This window comes from Halanaerobium hydrogeniformans (genome assembly GCF_000166415.1).
In the GTDB taxonomy this organism is placed as follows: domain Bacteria; phylum Bacillota; class Halanaerobiia; order Halanaerobiales; family Halanaerobiaceae; genus Halanaerobium; species Halanaerobium hydrogeniformans.
Window position 1 is genome coordinate 1863479 of the sequence record NC_014654.1, and the last position, 20414, is coordinate 1883892.

General features: G+C 32.4%; 20 protein-coding genes. All 20 read right to left on the minus strand.

Features of this window, described 5'->3' with window-relative positions:
* Positions 1 to 19: 19 nt before the first annotated feature.
* Complete coding sequence (gene mgtE, locus HALSA_RS08500) at positions 20 to 1360, minus strand: magnesium transporter (RefSeq protein ID WP_013406167.1); 1341 nt, start codon at positions 1358 to 1360, stop codon at positions 20 to 22.
* A 34-nt stretch (positions 1361 to 1394) separates the two neighbouring features.
* Entirely contained in the window at positions 1395 to 2276 is an 882-nt protein-coding gene (gene era / locus HALSA_RS08505; protein ID WP_013406168.1) for a GTPase Era, read from the minus strand.
* A complete protein-coding gene (locus HALSA_RS08510) occupies positions 2266 to 2688 on the minus strand; it encodes a cytidine deaminase (RefSeq protein ID WP_013406169.1) in 423 nt (140 codons plus the stop codon). The genes era and HALSA_RS08510 overlap by 11 nt, the downstream gene beginning before the upstream one ends.
* 19 nt (positions 2689 to 2707) lie before the next feature.
* Positions 2708 to 3799, minus strand: a complete 1092-nt coding sequence (locus HALSA_RS08515; RefSeq protein WP_013406170.1) for a DUF3048 domain-containing protein — start codon at positions 3797 to 3799, stop codon at positions 2708 to 2710.
* 19 nt (positions 3800 to 3818) lie between these two features.
* Positions 3819 to 5078, minus strand: coding sequence for a hemolysin family protein (locus HALSA_RS08520; protein ID WP_013406171.1), 1260 nt, complete (start codon positions 5076 to 5078; stop codon positions 3819 to 3821).
* Positions 5079 to 5108: 30 nt separating this feature from the next.
* Positions 5109 to 5813, minus strand: coding sequence for a diacylglycerol kinase (locus HALSA_RS08525; RefSeq protein WP_013406172.1), 705 nt, complete (start codon positions 5811 to 5813; stop codon positions 5109 to 5111).
* Positions 5814 to 5821: 8 nt separating this feature from the next.
* Positions 5822 to 6253, minus strand: coding sequence for an rRNA maturation RNase YbeY (gene ybeY, locus HALSA_RS08530; protein ID WP_013406173.1), 432 nt, complete (start codon positions 6251 to 6253; stop codon positions 5822 to 5824).
* Positions 6246 to 8498, minus strand: a complete 2253-nt coding sequence (locus HALSA_RS08535) for an HD family phosphohydrolase (RefSeq protein ID WP_013406174.1) — start codon at positions 8496 to 8498, stop codon at positions 6246 to 6248. The genes ybeY and HALSA_RS08535 overlap by 8 nt, the downstream gene beginning before the upstream one ends.
* Before the next feature lie 2 nt (positions 8499 to 8500).
* On the minus strand, positions 8501 to 9463 hold the full coding sequence (locus HALSA_RS08540; protein WP_013406175.1) for a PhoH family protein: 963 nt from the start codon (positions 9461 to 9463) through the stop codon (positions 8501 to 8503).
* Positions 9464 to 9640: 177 nt separating this feature from the next.
* Positions 9641 to 10093, minus strand: coding sequence for a hypothetical protein (locus HALSA_RS08545; RefSeq protein WP_013406176.1), 453 nt, complete (start codon positions 10091 to 10093; stop codon positions 9641 to 9643).
* Positions 10094 to 10126: 33 nt separating this feature from the next.
* Positions 10127 to 11110 (minus strand): flotillin-like protein FloA, encoded by a 984-nt coding sequence (gene floA, locus HALSA_RS08550; RefSeq protein WP_013406177.1) that lies wholly within the window; start codon positions 11108 to 11110, stop codon positions 10127 to 10129.
* Between the two features lies 1 nt (position 11111).
* Positions 11112 to 12413: an NfeD family protein gene (locus HALSA_RS08555; RefSeq protein WP_420795037.1), complete on the minus strand. Its 1302-nt coding sequence runs from the start codon at positions 12411 to 12413 to the stop codon at positions 11112 to 11114.
* A 49-nt stretch (positions 12414 to 12462) separates the two neighbouring features.
* Positions 12463 to 12915 carry a GatB/YqeY domain-containing protein gene (locus tag HALSA_RS08560; protein WP_013406179.1) on the minus strand — a complete coding sequence of 151 codons (453 nt, stop codon included), beginning with the start codon at positions 12913 to 12915 and terminating at the stop codon, positions 12463 to 12465.
* A gap of 23 nt (positions 12916 to 12938) precedes the next feature.
* Complete coding sequence (locus HALSA_RS08565) at positions 12939 to 13283, minus strand: histidine triad nucleotide-binding protein (protein ID WP_013406180.1); 345 nt, start codon at positions 13281 to 13283, stop codon at positions 12939 to 12941.
* A 74-nt stretch (positions 13284 to 13357) separates the two neighbouring features.
* Positions 13358 to 14671, minus strand: a complete 1314-nt coding sequence (mtaB, locus tag HALSA_RS08570; RefSeq protein WP_041596033.1) for a tRNA (N(6)-L-threonylcarbamoyladenosine(37)-C(2))-methylthiotransferase MtaB — start codon at positions 14669 to 14671, stop codon at positions 13358 to 13360.
* A gap of 1 nt (position 14672) precedes the next feature.
* Positions 14673 to 15425, minus strand: a complete 753-nt coding sequence (locus HALSA_RS08575) for a 16S rRNA (uracil(1498)-N(3))-methyltransferase (protein ID WP_013406182.1) — start codon at positions 15423 to 15425, stop codon at positions 14673 to 14675.
* Between the two features lie 28 nt (positions 15426 to 15453).
* The gene (gene dnaJ / locus HALSA_RS08580; protein ID WP_013406183.1) at positions 15454 to 16578 is read right to left on the minus strand and encodes a molecular chaperone DnaJ; all 1125 of its coding nucleotides are present in this window, start codon (positions 16576 to 16578) and stop codon (positions 15454 to 15456) included.
* Between the two features lie 89 nt (positions 16579 to 16667).
* Positions 16668 to 18530, minus strand: a complete 1863-nt coding sequence (gene dnaK, locus HALSA_RS08585) for a molecular chaperone DnaK (RefSeq protein ID WP_013406184.1) — start codon at positions 18528 to 18530, stop codon at positions 16668 to 16670.
* 92 nt (positions 18531 to 18622) lie between these two features.
* Positions 18623 to 19252 carry a nucleotide exchange factor GrpE gene (grpE, locus tag HALSA_RS08590; protein WP_160143064.1) on the minus strand — a complete coding sequence of 210 codons (630 nt, stop codon included), beginning with the start codon at positions 19250 to 19252 and terminating at the stop codon, positions 18623 to 18625.
* A gap of 5 nt (positions 19253 to 19257) precedes the next feature.
* A complete protein-coding gene (hrcA, locus tag HALSA_RS08595; RefSeq protein WP_238524743.1) occupies positions 19258 to 20307 on the minus strand; it encodes a heat-inducible transcriptional repressor HrcA in 1050 nt (349 codons plus the stop codon).
* Positions 20308 to 20414: the final 107 nt, after the last annotated feature.

Genomic DNA, 20414 nt, shown 5'->3' on the forward strand with positions numbered 1-20414 from the left:
TTCAACAATAATCCTGCATTTAAGTTAATCTTTCTAATAAAAGTGTTGCCAGAGTAAAGTAAATGAAAAGACCAGATATATCAATTAAAGTAGTTATAAATGGACCTGCAGCAACCGCAGGATCAACACCAAAATAATCAACTATAAAAGGAATACTGGTACCTAAGATTACAGCTGTAACCATTGTTGTAACCATTGAAAAACCTACTACAAAAGCAATTGCGATATTATTATGCCAGAAAAATGTAATCAACAAAAGAGAACCACCAATCAATAGTGCCATTACTATTCCAGCCTTAAATTCATTAAATAAATGCTTGAAAAAATGTTTAACTTCAAGCTCGTCTGTAGCAAGGCCTCTTACAACTATAGTTAATGATTGAGTGCCAACGTTTCCTCCCATATCCATTAATACAGGTATAAAAATTGCTAAAGCAGCTATAGACTGTAGTGACTCTTCAAAACGACCTATAACACTACCTGAGAGGAGCCCTCCAAATAGAAGTATAAACAACCAGGGGATCCTTTTTTTTACAGCCTCCATAAAATTACCATGGATATCATATGTACTAGTTGCACCAGACATTTTAAATAAATCCTCGGTTGTTTCTTCTTCAATAATATCTAAAATATCATCTACGGTTATAATACCCACCAATTGCTTGTGTTTATTAATAACTGGTACGGCTAGCAAATTATATTTAGAAAGTATTTTGGCTACTTCTTCCTGATCTAAATTTACATCTACCTTTACTACATTTTTATTCATGATATCATTTAACTTTTCATTTCTATGAGCTGTAAGTAACTGTCTAACTGATAAAACACCTAATAATTCTTTTTTTCTAGAAATTACATAAATATAATAGATCATTTCAGGTTCTATCATTAAGTCTTTTATTTTATTTAAAACTGTTGAAACAGAATTATCAGCATAAAATGCAATAAATTCTGTTGTCATTCGTCCACCGGCACTTTCATCATCATATTCTAGAAGCTCTTTTAATTCTAGTGCCTTATTTTCTTTCATTAATTTTAAAACTTCTTTAATTTTCCCTACTCTTAAAACACCCAGCAAATCTGCAGCATCATCATTATACATATTACTCAAAATTTCTGCTAATTTAAATGTTGATATTTTTGTAGTAATTTCTTTTTGCAGATCTTCATCAAAAAATATTATTATTTCACTTAAAACTGCTGGAGAAAGATTAACAATGTTTTCAAGCAAAACTTCTTCAGAAAGAGTAGATAAAAATTCTGCCACATCAGCTGGATAATTGTCTTCATAAAAGTCATAAAAGTTTTCATAGTTCTCAGGAACTAATTCATTAGTAATATTTTCTTTTATTATTGTCATAAGCACCACTCCAATGTATATAACTAAAAAGTTTTTATTTGTAACCCATTCTCTTCATCAGATTATCTTTATCTCTCCAATTTTTTAATACTTTTACCCAGAGGTCTAAATATACCTTGGTCTGCATCAAATCCTCGATCTCTTTTCTTGCTTCTTTTCCTATTCTTTTAATCATCTTGCCATTTTTACCAATTATAATTCCTTTATGAGATTTTTTTTCAACATAAATATTTGCCCGAATATAATAATCTTCGTTATCTCTTTCTTTAACCTCTTCAACTAAAACAGCAGCCCCATAAGGCACTTCTTCTCTTGTCAGATAAAAAATCTTTTCTCGAATTAACTCTGCAAAAACAAAACGTTCAATTTGATCTGTAATCATATCTTCGGGATAATACTGAGGCCCTTCTGGTAAATATGAAAAAATTTCTTCTAACAAAGTATCGATATTTTTGTTATTAAGTGCTGAAATCGGAATAACTTCTTCCCCAACTTTTTGACTGTATTTTTTCTGTCTTAATAAAAGATCTTTGTTAGAAATTTTATCTATCTTATTCATGACATAGATAATATTTTTTTTTGAACTTTTTATTTGATCATAAATCATCTGATCATTTTTACCCCAATAAGTACTGGCATCAAGAATAAATATAATTATGTCTATTCCGTCAAGACTGCTATATGCTTCTTCAAGCATAAATTTATCAAGTTTGTTTCTTGCCTGATGGATTCCCGGGGTATCAATAAAAATTATTTGCCCCTTTTCCTCTGTGTAAATTGCTTTTATACTATTTCTGGTAGTTTGGGGGCGGGGAGAAATAATATTTATTTTTTCCCCAACTAAATTATTCACTAAGGTCGATTTTCCTACATTTGGTCTGCCAATAACTGTTACAAAGCCTGATTTATAAGTCATTATTTTTCTCCATTGATTTCTCACTAAATGCTCCTGGTAAAAGTTCTAAATTACTCATAATTTTTTCTTTCCCACCTTTTTCTGTCACCATTATAATTTCTATTTCTCCATCAGCAAACTCATTAATTACCTGCCTGCAAGCTCCACAGGGTGTAATTGTTTTTTGAGTATTACTTACTAATAATAGAGCTTTAATTTTTTCTTTACCATCAGAAATAGCACTAAAAATAGCCGATCTTTCCGCACAATTAGTAAGGCTAAAAGAGGCATTTTCTATATTAGCTCCATTATATATTGAACCATCATCCATTAACACAGCAGCTCCTAAAGGGAAATTAGAATATGGTACATAAGCATTTTCTTGAGCTTTTAAAGCAGACTTTAAAAGTTCTCTTTTAATTTTTTTATCCATAATAAATGCATCCTTTGCTCTAATAATTTATTTCTGTACCATTAGGAACTAACTGGATCCAGGTTTGTCCCGGATTGATCTCAATTTCATTGTCATTGTTATCTAAATAAACAAGCTGGTTGTTAGAGTTTCTTTCCCAGTTCCCATTGATAACTGTTCCATCTCTAAATAGCTTAATATCGCCATTAGAGTTAAGATTAATATTTTGACGGCCTTCTTCATCTTTCGTATAGGTATCTACATATTTGACAATAATATTTTTAGCAGTTAAATGCTCTCCGCTTTCAACTTGATGTGGTGTGTCAAAATCATTAATATAACGGTAATAATTATTTTCTAAACTATTGTAACGATATAAGACATTATAGCCTCCCCAATAATCAATAGTTATTTCTTCTGCAGAACTAAAATTGCTGATTACAGAGGCAGTTATAAAATTAAATTGATCAGGATATTCTCTTTCATCTAAATTATTTAAATAATCACCTAAAGAAGATTTACCTGTATAAAGGTTGTTTGGTGCTCTTCTTTTACTACTTCTCCAAAAATACTGGCTTTGATAAATTTCATCTAAATGCATTAGTTCAATATCATTTAACATTTGAAAACCATCTGGACTTGCTCCTGCATGTAAAAAAAGCGCATCATAATCAGCTGCAGTTTCAATTATAAAAGGTCTAGCACTTCTAATTGGACCGATTTTTTCTGGAACTTCCGGCCAAAAAATTGCTAAAAATCTTGTAATACCTCCTTCAAGCATAAACTCATAAATTATTTCTGCCTCATTAATCCCACTTTGAGGACGAGCTGCCGGAGAATTTTCAATTGAGACGGCTATAGCCCTATTATAATATTCATCTTCAACCGGCATTCCTGTAAATGGTGAAACTGATTGATAACTATGGTCACCATTTTGTTGTATTTCTTGTCTCCCATTTTGGTATTCAGTTTCTATTCTATCGAGCTGCTCAAATATTTCTTCCTCAATCAGTTCTTCCTGAATAGGCTGTTCCGGATCAAGATGTTGATCATCATCTTGATCAGCACATGCTCCTAAAAATATCAAGCTGAATATAAGTAAAAAAACCAGTGCAATTGATTTTCTTTTCATTTTTACACCTCTATCTAAACTATTCTTTTTCTTTAAGCTCTAACTCTTTTTTGCTTATAAGTTTAACTTTTCTAATCCTATTATCAATTATATTTTCTACTATAAGAGTTAAACCTTTTAATTTTATTTTTTCTCCCTGGATTGGTAATCTATTTAAATTATTTAAAATTAAACCACTTACAGTTTCAAAATCATCATTTTCTTCTAATGGGTCTTTTAAAAATTTATTCAATTCTTCTATATCTGTTCTGCCGTCTAGCAAAAGTTTATTGTTATCGATTACTTCAATATAACTTTTTTCAAGATCAAATTCATCCTGAATATCACCTACAATTTCCTCTAATAAATCTTCGATTGTAATCAAGCCTGAAGTTCCTCCATATTCATCAACTATTATAGCCATATGTTCTTTTCTTTCCTTCATTTCTGATAATAATTGGTTGATCGGTTTACCTTCAGGGATAAAATAAATAGGCTTTATGAAGTCTTCTATTTCAGTTTTTTTATCTTTTTCAAGCAATAATTCTAACAAATCTTTTATATATACTAACCCGATAATATTATCAATTGATTCTTCATATACCGGTATTCTAGAATGACCTTTTTCAACCCCTAACCTTATTAATTCTTTTAAAGAATCATTCTTTTCAACACAAACTATATCAATTCTAGGCACCATATTTTCTTTAACCAGAGTATCATCAAACTCAAAAACACTTTGAATCATCTCCTGCTCAGTTTCTTTGATTACTCCCTCACGCTGACTAACCTCTACAAAACGTCTTATTTCATCTTCACTTAAAAAAGCAGAAGAAATTAAACTAGAATCTTTAACAAATAAATTTACTATACTGGTAAGAATAAAAATTACCGGCATAAATATTTTTTCCATATAATATAATGGGGTAGCAGCAGTTTTAGCATAAGCAATAGACAAGTTGTTTCCTAAAGCTTTCGGTGTAATCTCACCAAAAATTAATATTATAAAAGTAACCAGGCCTGTAGCTATCCCAACCCCTTTATTGCCAAATATTTCAATAGCAAGAGCTGTAGCTATGGAGGATGCAGCAATATTTACCAGGTTATTACCAATCAAAATAGTTGTTAATAACTTAGTCTGGTCTTCAAGTAATTTATCCACCTGAGACGCACCTTCATCACCATGTTGTACTCTATCCTTTATTTTTATTCTATTAACTGACATAAAGGCGGTTTCAGAACCAGAAAAAAAGGCTGATAAAAATAAAAGTATTAACAACAATATAAGCTCTAAATACATGCTATCTCCCCCAAAATAAAATCTCTTTCTTTATCTTAATCTAAAAAAATAAAAAATTATAACTGTTGTTATAAAACCAAGCAAAGCCCCAAAAAATATTTCTTTGAAGGTGTGGGTTCCAGACTCTAGACGACTTTGTGCAATCAAAAATAAAAGCACAAGTGATAATGAAAAAGCAATCAAATTTCCAGTTAAAAATAATATTATCAAAGAAGCAGAAGCAGCAAGGGCAGTATGGCCACTTACAACCCCCCCTCTTAATGGTGTACCACTAATAAAAATAGATTTTAACGCTACTACAAGTATAAAAATAATCATAATATTTATAAACGCTAAGTGCAGAGGTTCATGTCTAATTGTTAAGATTGTAGCTGCAGAAACATCCTTGAATTTATTAAAGAAAACTAAATAAGCTATAAATAGTGCATTGCCTGCAGCAATCACAACCGCAGCAGCACTGATGTTTTTAGCGATCCTAGCTTTAATAGTATATTCCTGACTAATAATATCTATTATTACTTCTACAGCTGTATTAAGCAATTCTGCAAAGATAACAAAGCTAATAGATATAATTACCAGGGCAAGTTCAACTCTGCTTAAATCGAAAAAAAGACTAAATCCCAACACCAATGCCGCAGCTAAAAAGTGGATCTGCATATTTAATTGGGTCCGAAAAGAATGAATTAAACCAGCTATAGCATGATTAAAGCTGTCGATAGTTTTTAGAAGCCACATAATAACACCTAATCCCTGCTTAAATCTAACTCAGTGAGTATTCGCTCTTCTTTTTGTCTCATCTTATTTTTTTCTTCCTGACCATGATGATCATAACCAAAAAGATGAAGTATACCATGAACGGTTAAATAAGCTAATTCTCGTTTTAAAGAATGGCCGTATTCTTCTGCCTGTGATACAGCTCTCTCAGAAGAAATAATTATATCTCCAAGTACTTCATCATCTATAGGAAAAGATAACACGTCAGTCGCTGCATCAATATTCCTATATTTTTTGTTTAACTTCTTTATTTCTTCATTACTCACAAAAGCAACACTGACTTCACCACCACTATATCCTTCTACTTCTGCAGCAGTTATAATCACTTTTGCTAATAAATCTTTCATTTTTTGATCTATCTCCAAAAAATCCTGCATGTCATTAAATTCAACATTAATCATTATTATCTCCGCCTTTCATCTCTTTGAGTAGTTTTTCTGGATATTCTACTCTCTGATGATAAATACCGGTTAAAACTTTGACAAAACTCTTTGTGATTTTATCTAAATCCCTTAGAGTTAAATCGGATTTATCTAATTGATTTTCAATTAATTTGTCTTTAATTAAGCCCCTGACAAAGCCTTCTATTCGATCATGATTATTTTTATTAAAGTTTTTAGAACGTACGGCTGCTTCTGTTATGTCTGCTAACATAATTATGGCTGCTTCTTTACTTTGAGGTTTAGGTCCATCATAACGAAAATCTTTTTTTTCGATATCATCATGCTTATTTTCCTGTATTGCCTGTTGATAAAAATAAGAAATTAAATTTGTGCCATGGTGCTCTTTTATAATATCAATAATTTTACCGGGAATCCCATACTCTTCTGCCATTTCAACTCCATCTTTTACATGTGATTTAATAATTAAAGCACTTAAATTTGGAGATGTTTTATCATGAGGATTTTCAGCTCCAAAATGATTTTCTGAAAAAAAGTAAGGCCTTTTTAATTTACCAATATCATGATAATAAGCAGCAGCTCTAGCAAGTAAAGAATCTGCTCCTACATCCTCTGCAGCTGTTTCAGCGAGGTTACCAACAATAATACTATGATGATAAGTACCAGGAGCTTCTACTAACATTCTTTTTAAAACAACCTGGCTTGGATTAGATAATTCTAATAATTTGACAGAAGATGTCATATCAAATAAGTCTTCTAAATAAGGTAAAAATCCATTAGCTAAGACACCTACTAAAAGACCATTTGTTATTCCTCCACCAACTGCCCAAATCATATAATTCCAATTTGGACTCTCCTGTAAAAGTGATAAACCACCAATTAAAAACATTAGTACAACACTAATATTAAGACCAGCCCTTATTATATCTCCCCGTTCCTTTACTTTGCTGACACTATAAATAGCAACCAGACCACCAAGCAAAGAAGTTAGAACTATATTATAGTTCATATCATATATAGGAGCAATTAACATGCTTAAAAACAAGGTAGTGACAAGAGCAGTATCAGTATCAATTAATATAGTTAACAAAATTGACGCCATAGCAGTAGGTACAAGAAAATCTACAAATGGATTTTGAAAAAAACTAAAAGTTTTTGCAAGCAAAAGAACAATAACAATTAAAATCTCAATTAATAATAATTGACTATTATCTTCCCAGATATTTTTTTTGTATTTATGAAAATAAAAAGCTAATAGAAGAACAATAATAAAGGCAATTAATATCCTTCCAAATATATTGAAATAATTAAGCTCTGACCTCTGCAGACCCAGTCTTTCTAAAATTTCTATGTCAGCTTCAGTTACAACATCACCCTGGCGAACAATAATTTCTCCCTGACGCACTGTATTTTGAATAGGCTCAATTTGGCCAACTGCTTCTTGGCGTCTGGCCTCGGTTGCTTCCGTGTTTAAAAACATATTTGCTTCCAGAGTATTTTCTGTTATTTCAGCGAGAGCAAGTCTTTTATCTCTTGAAATGTCCATTTCCATAGCTGACTGACTGATATTATCTCTAGCGCTGGATAACTCAGCTGGTAAAATTCTCCTGGATAATGCAGAAATCAATAAATTATCTGCCCGTGTTCTTATATCCTCTAATTCTTCTTCTGGCAGAGTAATTAACGTTTCCAAATTTTCATCAGAAATTTCAAAAGTAATCTCATCTTTAATATTTGTCATTATTAGATTTATATCTTCTGAATCTAAACTTCCTAATTCTTCCTCAGAAAAGCTAAGTTCTGGCTCAGAACCATCAGTTAAAGCTTCAAATTCTTCTTCAACCTGTTGGTCTGGACTTTCAAGTGCAGCCAATTTTTCTATTAGTACACTTTCTCGTTCTTCAATAATTGAATCAAATAACAAATCTATTCGATCTCTAATATCTCGCTCCACTGTACCATCTTCTTCATAAACTCTTGGGGCACTCTCCTCTGCTCTCTGTCTTAATTCTTCAGTTCTTGATTCATCTATAAATGTAATAGTTCGAGGAGCAGTTATATTGCTTTGACTCACCTGTCCAGGACGTAAATCTACCTGGTCAGGGATTAAATCTATGCTGAGAGTTAAGGCGATTATAATAAAAAATAGAACCCCCCAAATTATTTTATATGTCCTGTTAGAAAAGTTTAAATACTTTTCTCGCCATTTACGGAGTCTTATCCTTATTTCTTTCATTAATCTCATAATTAGCTCCCACTTTCGTAACTTTCGTATGCTTTAATAATTTCTTTAACTAAATCATGACGTACCACATCATGTCTGGTTAAATAAACAAAATCTATCCCCTTAATATCTTTTAATATTTTCTGGACAGTTGCTAATCCTGAGTTTTTCTTATGAGGTAAATCAATCTGGGTTATATCTCCAGTTATTACTGCTTTAGAATTAAAACCAATTCTAGTCAAAAACATCTTCATCTGTTCTAAAGTAGTATTTTGAGCTTCATCTAAAATCACAAAAGAATCATCTAAAGTTCTCCCTCTCATATAGGCTAATGGAGCAACTTCAATAATATCTTTTTCCTGATATAATTTTGCTTTTTCTGGACCTAGTATATCGTAAAGTGCATCATATAAGGGGCGTAAATAAGGATCAACTTTTTCCTGCATATCTCCTGGTAAAAACCCCAAATTCTCTCCAGCTTCTATTGCAGGTCTTGTTAATACAATCCTATTAACCTTATTATTCATAAGACTTTTTACAGCCATTACCATTGCTAAATATGTCTTACCAGTCCCGGCTGGACCAATAGAAAAAACTATATCCCTGTTTTTTATAGACTCAATATATAATTTTTGCCCCATAGTTTTGGCTTTGATTTTTCTGCCCTTATAATTTTCCTGAATTACCTCATTATAAATATCATTTAAATTAACCTCTGGATTTCTTTTAAGTAATTCAGCAGCATATTTTAATTTTCTAGGTGAAAATTCATCTTTTCTATTTGTCATAGAAAGGAGCTTTTTTATTATCATTTCTTTTTTCTCCATATCACAATCTTGACATTCTATTTTAATTTGATTACCTCTTCCACTAAGTTTTACAGATAAAATATTTTCTAATAATTTTAAATTTCTATCATTATGCCCAAAAAAGTTTTGGGCTATCTGGTAATCATTTATTTCTATTTTACTTTCTCCTTTAGACAATTTTTAATCCTCCCTCATTATTTAATTAACTTCTAGAGCAAAGAAAATATTCCTTCCTTTTTATAAATATAGCTTCTTATAAAAACCCTATTTTTTTATTATATCATATTTGTATTAATAGATAAATTCACTTGAAAAAACTGCAACCTGAGGCTGCAGTTTTATCCAAGATTAAATTCAATTCTTTCTTTGCAGGGCTTTTGGCTCTGCTAAAATTTCTTTATAGAGCACAGCTTTTTCTAATTCGCTGTAATCTTGAAACTTTTCAGCAAATGAAACCCCGTCTTTTTTAGAAGTAAAAATTCTTTTTTCTTTTTTCATTCTTTCGTTTCTTTTCAATTCAACTTTTTTGTTAATAGCTTCTTTTTCCAACTCAGTTTTGCTACTTTTTTCAGGTGGTTCTTCTTCATAAGCTAATTTATATTCTTCTCGAGATCCTTGTTGCTCTGTTTCATAATTATAGTCATAATCATAGTCTCTATTTTGTGAACGACCTTCTTTTACATCAGCTTCCAATTCTGCAGCTTTTTCTTGGATAAAGTTAAATATCTTTTTAAAAGTATTTATAACTTTAACAAAAACAACAAAAAAGAAGATTAAAACAGGAAGTAAATATATTAAACTCTCCATAACTATTAATCCCTCCTGTTGAGAATTCCAAATTTAATTTCCAATATTTTCGTTATTCTTTTCCGATGACTCCGAAATGCTTGATCTCATTTTTGTATCAGATTCAATATTTTTCAGATTCATATAATCCATAACACCCAGATTACCATTTTTTAAGGCTTCTGCCATAGCTAAAGGAACTTGAGCTTCTGCTTCTACCACTTTAGCTCTCATTTCCTGTACCCTAGCTTTCATTTCTTGTTCTTCTGCAACTGCCATTGCTCTTCTTTCTTCTGCTTTAGCCTGTGCAATTTCTTTATCAGCTTCTGCCTGATCTGTCTGTAATTGGGCTCCAATATTTTTACCTACATCTACATCAGCTATATCAATTGATAATATTTCAAAAGCGGTACCAGAATCAAGACCCTTATCTAAAACAGTTTTAGAAATAGAATCTGGATTTTCAAGTACTTTTTTGTGAGATTCTGCTGAACCAACTGTAGTAACAATTCCTTCTCCAACTCTTGCCAGTACTGTTTCTTCACCAGCTCCACCAACCAGACGTTCTATATTAGCTCTTACAGTTACTCTAGCAGTAGCCATTACCTGTATACCATCCATAGCCACAGCTGTAACGATTGGTGTTTGAATTACTTTTGGGTTAACACTCATTTTTACTGCTTCTAAAACATCTCTTCCTGCTAAATCGATCGCTGCTGCCCTTTCAAAACTTAGAGCTATCTCTGCTCTATGAGCTGCTATTAAGGCATCAACAACCCGATCAACATTACCTCCAGCAAGGTAATGAGCTTCAAGTTGATCACTGCTTATTTTCATACCTGCCTTATGAGTTTTAATCATTGGGCCAACAATTGAGGAAGGAATAACCCGCCTTAATCTCATTCCAATTAAGTTAAAAAAACTAACCTTTACTCCAGCTGCTGTTGCAGAAATCCAAAGTCCAATTGGAATAAAGTAAAAAAATAGAACCAAAAATATTAATAACGCAATTAAAATAAATACTGTCAATAATTCCATTTTATTTTGCCTCCTCTTCTATTTCCCTAACAACTATTCTGCTTCCAGAAACTGATACAACCTCTACTGTGCTATTTTTTTCTATAAAACCGCCTTCACTTACTGCATCAACCCTGCTGTTGTCAATTTCTATCGTCCCTGCCGGTCTTAATTTTGTTATTGTAACAGCTTTGCGACCTACGTAATCTTTTTTATCTGAAGATGAGTAATATCCTTCAGAACTTTTTTCAAGTGATATCTTATTCCAAAACCGGCTTGTGCCGAGTTTTTTAATCATTATAAAAGCAATTAAAAGAGTAAAAAACATTACTCCTAATAGGACATTAAGTGCTATTGTCCTGTTTGGAAAAACAAAGAATAAGCTAATTAAAACAGCAGTAATACCACTTATACCAGCTACACCAAAACCCGGAATAACAAAAATCTCGAAGAATATAAGTATTATACCGATCATAAAGAGGATTAACATTCCCATCCCTATAGCACCGGTTAGAATATGGCCTGCAAAGAAAATTAGTAAAGAAAGTATTCCTATTGTTCCACCTACAGCAAATCCGGGTGTTAGAGCTTCAAAAATTAATGCAGAAAAAGCTACTACTAACAATAAGGCACTAATATAAGGATTTGTTATCAAAGCAATAATGTTGTGAAGACTACTTCTTTCTATTCTTATAATTTCCTCTGTTCTAATCGACTTCAATTCACTTAATTCATTCAAGTTTTCAGCTATAAAATCTGCCATTCCTAATTCAACTGCTTCTCTAGCAGTCAGAGTAAGTAGTTTCTCTCTTTCGATTATTGACTCTATTTCTAAATCCGAATCAACCATTGCTTCTGCAATCTGACCATTTCTGCCTGTTCTTTCTGCAGTTGCAGCAAATTCTTTTCTTAGTGCAGAAATATACTTTTCTTCCTGGGGCCTAGTTTCGGCTGCTCCAATACTAGAACCAGAAGAAATATAGATCTCATCCCCGGTCAAAGCAAGTAATGCTGCTGCAGACCAGGCTCTACCATTTACAAAAGTAATAATTCGTAAAGGGGAATTGAATATTCTATCTCGAATTCTTAATGCTGGATCAACATAACCACCTAGACTATTTATTTCAATTATAAATTCTTCAGCACCTTCTGCCTCCGCCTTAGTTAAAGCGTCATTAATAAACGAATACTGAGCTATATTTATTTCGCCTTCTAGTTGGATGTGATATATAGAAGCTGAAGCTCTTTCAGCTGAAGAAAAAATAGTAATAATTATTAAAAATAGTATTAAAAAAATCAAAACTTTTTTTCTCAATTTTTTCACCCCTAAAATGAGGATCAGAGGGTTATTAACCTCCATAGTTTAAATAAAATTATTTTGAGCCGAGTTTTTCTTTAACCTTTTGGCTGACAAGACTTCCATCTGCCCTACCTTTTATTTTGGGCATAATTTTAGCCATAACCTGCCCCATATCTTTCATGCTTTCTGCTCCGGTTTCATTGATTATTGTTTCAACAATTTTATCGATCTCTTCTTCTGACATCTGCTCTGGTAAATACTCTTCTAATATTTCAACTTCTCCATATAGTTTATCAAGTACTTCTTTTTTTCCTGATTTTTTAAAATCTGGTATCGAGTCTTTAATAGATTTTACCTTTTTAGCTATAACGGCAATTACTCCCTTATTATCGAGTTCTTCTCCTGTTGCAATTTCTTTATTTTTGATTTCTGATCTTGTCATTCTAATTACTGCTAAACGTTCTTTATCTTTTTCTTTCATAGCTTTTTTCATATCCTCTAGCAGTCTATCTTTTAAATCTTTCATTTTCCCAACTCCCTAATGAAATATTAGCCTGGAGGCCACTGCAGTTTTCTTCCACCTAATAAATGGAAATGGATATGGTAAACACTTTGTCCACCATCATCATTACAATTGCTAACAATTCTATAACCGCTTTCAGCTATATTTTTTTCTGCAGCCAATTGCTTTGCAACCTGATAAATATGGCCTATTAAATTATTATTTTCTTTCTCTAAGTTATTTAGATTAGAAATGTGTTTTTTAGGTACTATCAAAAGATGAACAGGTGCCTGAGGATTAATGTCTTTAAATACCACAAGCCTATCATCACTATAAACAAAATCTGTTTCCATCTCACCAGTTGCTATTTTACAAAATAGACAATCTTCCATTTTAACACCTCCAAAAATAATTAAGTTGTCTTATCAGTTATTACATATATTCTCTTAAAAGCTGCTAGTTCCTGCTATTCTATAATTATTCCTTTAATATGAGAATGATCAAATGACTGCTCAAGTTTCACTTCTCTTAAAGTGTTTTTTAGATTATCTGGACCTTCTACCAGTATTTTAAGGTAATTATCTGTATAACCGGTTAAAAATCCTGTTTGCTGATCTCTTGCTTCTTCAATTAAAACTTTTTTGTTTTGACCTAAAAAATTCGCTTGATATTCTTCCATCAAAGATTTATTGATAAACCGCAATTTTTTGCTAAATTTTTTGATAATATTTCCATTAAGCTTGTTATCCATCTTAAAAGCAGGAGTGCCTTCTCGTGCTGAAAACGGAAAAACATGTATTTTGCTGAATTTAAGCTCTTTAACTAACTCTAATGTTTGCTTAAAAGTCTTTTCATTTTCTCCTGGAAAACCAACGATAATATCGGTTGTAATTGCTATATCAGGTATTTTAGCCCTTATTTTATTGATCGTTTCTTTAAATTCCTCTGCCGTATAGGGTCTCTGCATTGCCTTTAAAATTTCATTACTTCCGCTTTGAAGAGGTAAATGAAGGTGGGGACAAAAAATATCATTTTCAGCAATTAAATCAATCATTTTCGCATCAATTTCTGTACCTTCAATTGAACTAAGTCTTAGCCTCTGAAGATTATTTAATTCAGTTAATTGCTGCATCAGGTCAGTTAATGCAGTTTTATTACCCTTGTCAGTCCCATATGCCCCGAGATGAGTGCCAGTTAAAATAATCTCTTTAACTCCCTGGCCGATCATCTTTTTAATCTCATTTAAAATAGATTTTTGTTCCCTACTTCTTACAGGTCCTCTAGCATAAGGAATTATACAATAACTGCAAAATTGATTGCAACCATCTTCAATTTTAATATTAGCTCTGGTTGTATTACTTAATCTTTTTATTTCTAAATCTTCGTAATCTTTTAATTCCTGATATTCTTTTATCTCGTTATCTACATTTTTACCAGCCAGTAATTTTTTAACCTTATTAACTATTTTAGACTTATTACTACTACCCATTATAAAATCAATCTCAGAAATCGAACTAACTTCTTCCGGAAATGCCTGTGTATAACAACCAACAACAGCTACCAAACTGTCATTATTGCTTCTTTTTGCTCTTCTAGCAATTTTTCTACTTTTGCTAGCAGCCTGATTAGTTACAGTACAACTATTAATTATATAAACATCTGCCTCAGCAGAAAAATCTACAATTTCAAAATTATTATCTAAAAAGATATCTATTATTGCTTCAGTTTCATATTGATTTACTTTACAGCCTAAAGTATAAAAAGCTGCTTTTTTATTCATTTTAATCACCGAGTTCACCTTTCTCATATAATAAACAACATAAAGCTGCAATACCTGCAGTTTCTGTTCTCATTATTCTTGGCCCTAAAGTAATTGTCTCTGCATCTAGATCATTTTTAAGTTTTTCCACTTCATCTTCAGAAAAACCACCTTCTGGACCAATAATTAATAAAATAGAAGCATCAGATTTAACATTATTTTGATTAAAAAAGTTTTTTAACGAAAATTTATTTTCATCTTCCCACAATATTAATCTGAAATCAAATTGATCTTTAAGATCTTTTAAGCTAGAAGTAGAATAAAAGTTTTTAATTTCTGGAATAATAGATCTTCCCGATTGTTTAGCAGCAGCTTCTGCAACCCTCTGCCATCTCTTAAGCTTTTTTTCTTTCTTTTTATGATTATATCTAACAATACTTCTTTCTGATTCTAATGGTATCATAGCTTTAAATCCAATTTCAGTTGCCTTCTCAACAATTAAGTCCATTTTTCTCTTTTTTGGCAGGCCCTGAGCTAAAACAACATTCAACTGAGCTTCAACTGAAGACTTTTCACGATTAATAACTTCCAGTTCTGCTGACTCTTCTTGAAAAGAAACTATTTTGGCTTCAAGATCAAAACCATCTTTATCAGAAACAATAACCCTGTCACCTATATTAAGGCGCAGGGAATTTTTTAGATGATTATAATCATTTCCTTGAATAGAAATTTTTTCTCCGATTGCTGCACTATCTTTTATAAAAAATTTATTCATTTTCTTTCACTCCGTATAATTTCTTTATTCATACATTAAGTGCATCTTTTATTTTTTTTAAAAAACCTTTATGCTCCGGGTTTATTTCTTCACCACTGATTTCAGCAAATTTTGTCAGTAAGTCTTTTTGTTGACTATCAAGATCTTTTGGTATTATAACCTTAACTTTAATATATTGATCTCCACGACCATATCCATTTAGATGAGAAATACCCTTATTTTTTAACCTAAAAGTAGTTCCTGGTTGAGTACCTTCAGGTATATCAAACTGAACTTTACCTTCTAAAGTGGGAACTTTTATCTTATCACCTAAAGCTGCTTGAACAAAACTTATTGGAACCTCACAATAAAGATCATCCCCTTTACGGTCAAATATATCATGATCTTGAACATCGATAATTATATATAAATCTCCTGATGGTCCACCTTTTTCTCCAGCCTGACCTTCACCAGCCATTCTTAAACGAGTACCGGTGTCAACACCTTCAGGAATATTAACAGTTAATTTGCGCTGTTTACGAACCTTACCTGAGCCATTACATTTAGTACATGGTTCAGAAATTATCTTACCTTCTCCCCGACAGGTTGGACAAACCCTGCTCTGGGTAAACTGACCAAACGGAGTCTGTTTGCTAGTTCTCACTTGGCCCTGGCCATGACAATCCGGGCAAGTTTTTACATCTGAACCAGGCTCTGCTCCACTGCCTTGACAGTGATTACATTCTTCTTCACGTGGAAGTCTAATTTCTTTTTTGCCACCAAATGCAGCTTCTTCAAAAGATATTTCCATTCTATACTGAAGATCTGCACCGCGTTTTGGTCCACTTTGCCTTCTGCTGCCACCGCCGCCGAAGCCAAACATGTTAAATAGGTCGTCAAGACCACCAAAACCACCACGAGCAAAATCATCAAAGTTAAAGTCATTTTCATTTATACCAGAATGTCCATATTGATCATAACGAGATCTTTTATCTGGATCACTCAATATCTCATATGCTTCAGAAATTTCCTTAAATTTATCAGATGTATCTTCTCCATCCTGGTTCATATCAGGATGATATTTCTTTGCCAATTTACGATATGCTTTTTTAATTTCACTTTGGTCAGCATCACGGCTTACACCAAGTATTTCATAATAATCTTTTTGAGCCATCTTTTTAAGTCACCTCTCTAAAAAAAAAGATAAACAGTTACAGGGAGAGCCTAACTCCCCCTTTAACTGAGTTTATATCTTCTCTTTAATTATTTCTCTTCGTCCTCATCTACTTCTTCATAATCTACATCTACTGTATTATCATCTGCACTACTTTCTGTTTGTGCTCTACCTTGTTGAGCCCCTGGCTGAGGTCCAGCTGCTCCAGCCTGAGCACCTTCAGCTTGACTGTAAAGTTCAGAGCTCAATTCAGTTAATTCTTCAGTAAGTGCTTCCATTTTAGCTTTGATTTCCTCTATATCGTCACCCTCTAATGCTGTTTCAAGTTCATCTTTTGCTGCTTCTACTTTTTCTTTAACATCGGCAGGAACTTTATCTCCAGCATCTTTTAAGGTCTTTTCTGTTTGGTGAACTAGTGCATCTGCTTCATTACGTGTTTCAATTTTTTCTACTCGTTTTTTATCTTCTTCTTCATGTTCTTTTGCATCTTTTACCATTTCTTCAATTTCTTCTTCAGATAAACCACTTGTAGACTTAATTGTGATATTCTCTGAATTACCAGTTCCTTTATCCTTGGCAGATACATGAACAATTCCGTTTTTATCAATTTCAAACTCTACTTCAATTTGTGGTACTCCACGAGGTGCAGGAGGAATATCAGTTAATTGGAAACGGCCTAATGTTTTATTATCTTTAGCCATTTTCCTTTCACCCTGCAGTACATGGATGTCTACACTTGTTTGATTATCACTTGCTGTAGAGAATATCTTACTCTTAGAAGTTGGAATTGTAGTATTTCTTTCAATCAATTTAGTAAATACTCCACCTAAGGTTTCAATACCTAAAGATAGAGGAGTTACATCAAGTAGAACTACATCATCAACCTCACCTGAAAGAATACCTCCCTGAATTGCTGCTCCAACAGCTACAACTTCATCAGGATTAATACCTTTATGAGCATCTTTACCAATTAAATCCTCAACAGCAGACTGAACAGCTGGTATTCTGGTTGATCCACCAACTAAAATAACTTCATCTATATCAGAAGGATCCATACCCGCATCACTTAAGGCCTGACGAGCAGGTTTCATTGTATCTTCAATTAAATCACTAATTAGCTTTTCAAATTTAGCCCTTGTCAGATCTATATCTAAATGTTCAGGACCAGATTCTGTCTGAGTAATAAATGGTAGATTAACATTAGTTTGCTTTACACTAGAAAGTTCTATTTTTGCTTTTTCTGCAGCATCTTTTAATCTTTGCAGTGCCATCTTATCTTTTCTAAGATCAATACCAGTAGAATTCTGAAATTCATCAGCTAAATATTCAATAATTCTTTGATCAAAATCATCGCCACCTAAATGGTTGTTACCACTAGTAGCAATTACCTCAAAAACTCCATCTCCAATATCCAGAATGGAAACATCAAAAGTTCCACCACCAAGGTCATAAACCAGTATTGTTTGTTCTGATTTATCATCAAGTCCATATGCTAAAGAAGCAGCAGTTGGCTCATTAATTATTCTTTCTACTTTTAAGCCAGCAATTTTTCCTGCATCTTTTGTTGCCTGGCGCTGACTATCAGTAAAGTAAGCCGGTACAGTAATAACAGCTTCATCTACATCTTCACCTAAATATTCTTCTGCATCTCTTTTGATCTTCTGCAAAATCATAGCAGAAATTTCTTGGGGTGTATGTTTTTCTTCATTAAGTACTACAGTGTGATCTGTCCCCATCTCTCTTTTAATAGAACTTACAGTCTGATCAGGATTAGTAATTGCCTGACGTTTAGCATGTTCACCGACAATTCTTTCTCCCTTTTTAGAGTAAGCAACAACTGATGGAGTTGTTCTTCCACCTTCTTTATTTGGAATAACAGTTGGTTCTCCACCTTCCATTACTGCTACACAAGAATTTGTAGTACCTAAGTCAATACCTATAACTTTACCCATTTTATCTTCCTCCTTAAAAATTATATACCATTTTTTTATAAGTTTTATCTAAATTTAATATTAGCTTTAACATAAAAAGAATTAAAGAAATTTTAAACAGCAACTCTAACCATAGCTGGTCTAATAACTCTTCCCTCAATCATAAAACCTTTTTGCATTACATCTATTACAATTTCTTTATCCAGATCGCCTTCAGCATCAACCTTCATAATAGCCTCATGAAACTCAGGATTAAATTCTTCACCTTCAGCCTCAATTTCTTCTATTCCTTCATCGGAAAATGCTTTTAAGAACTGTTGATAGATCATTTTTACCCCATTATAAAATTCAGAGTCACCATCTTCAGCCTTTAGAGCTCTTTCAAAATTATCAAAAACAGGTAGAAGGCTGGAAGCAAGTTCTATTTTGCCCTGAATAGTCATTTCAGATTTTTCTCGCTGACTTCGCTTGCGATAATTTACAAAATCAGCCTGAAGTCTCTGTAATCTACTTAATAGATCATCAACTTCTGCATCTAATTCTTCTATCTTTTCGTTTTTCTCTCTCAATTCTTCAACTAATTCTTCTCTTGTTAATTCTAATTTAACATCCTCTTTTTTTGAGTCATCTTTAGAATTATTTAACTCTTCCTCAGCAACTTCTTCTGCTTTTTGCTCATTATTTTGATTTTCATTATTTTCATTTTCAGTGTTTTTTTGAAATTCCTCTTTTTCTTTGTTCACAAAAATCACCCACTCGCTTTCGAAATTAAGTTCCCTAAAATATCAGAAATCACATCAACCAAAGAAATAACTCGTGGATATTCCATTCGGGTCGGTCCGATAACACCGATTTTACCGACTGCTCTATCTGAAATATAATATGTTGCTACTACCAGTGAGCAGTTTTTAATGCCTTCTACCTCATTTTCTTGACCAATTTTTATTTCTAAATCATCATTAGAAATACTATTGATTATCTTTTTCAACATTTCTTCTTGGTCAAGTAATTTGAGCATTTTTTTCAGTCTCTCCAGATCATTAAACTCGGGCTGTTCCAAAATATATGAAGTCCCACCCAAATAAACCTTAACACTATCAGGCTCAAAAGCACCTTCTAACTCATTATAAAATTGTTTAAATAAATCCACTGACAAATCTAATTTTGCCAGCAGTTCTTTTTCAAGACTGTTTAAGTAAGAAACATCAAGCTCAGATAAAAGTTTATTTTCTAATTTATCACTTAAAAATCTGTTTAGATAAGAAATTTTTTGAACAGATAAATTCTGCTGCAATTTAATTATTTTATTATTGACCATCCCTGTATCTGTTACCAGAACAACCAACAATGAATTATTTTCTAATTGCATTATCTCAACTTTTTTTAATTTGCTGACCTGAGTTTTTGGTTCACTTACCAATGCAGTATAATGAGTAATATTTGAAAGCATTTTAGCCATGCCAGAAATAATATCCTGGACATCTTGTAGATCTTGATATAAATCTTCAATGTTTTTTATTATTCCAGTAACATCCTGTTCTTCTTTTCTTATCAATTCATCAACATAATATCGATAACCTTTATCAGAAGGTATACGGCCAGCAGAAGTATGTGGCTGTTCTAAAAAGCCTAGATCTTCTAAGTCAGCCATTTCGTTTCTGATAGTTGCAGGACTTACATCCAGATTGTATTTTTTCGCAAGAGTTCTTGAACCAATAGGAGAAGCAGAAATTATATGCTCCTGAATGATGGCCTGCAGTATTCTTTTTTTGCGTTCATCAAGTTCTTCAACCATCATTTCTCACCTCTTTTTTAGCACTCGCTTAAAGAGAGTGCTAACAGCTAATAATAAAATAACATATTGATTTTTTTTTGTCAAATAATAAAGCAAATTATTTTAAGAAT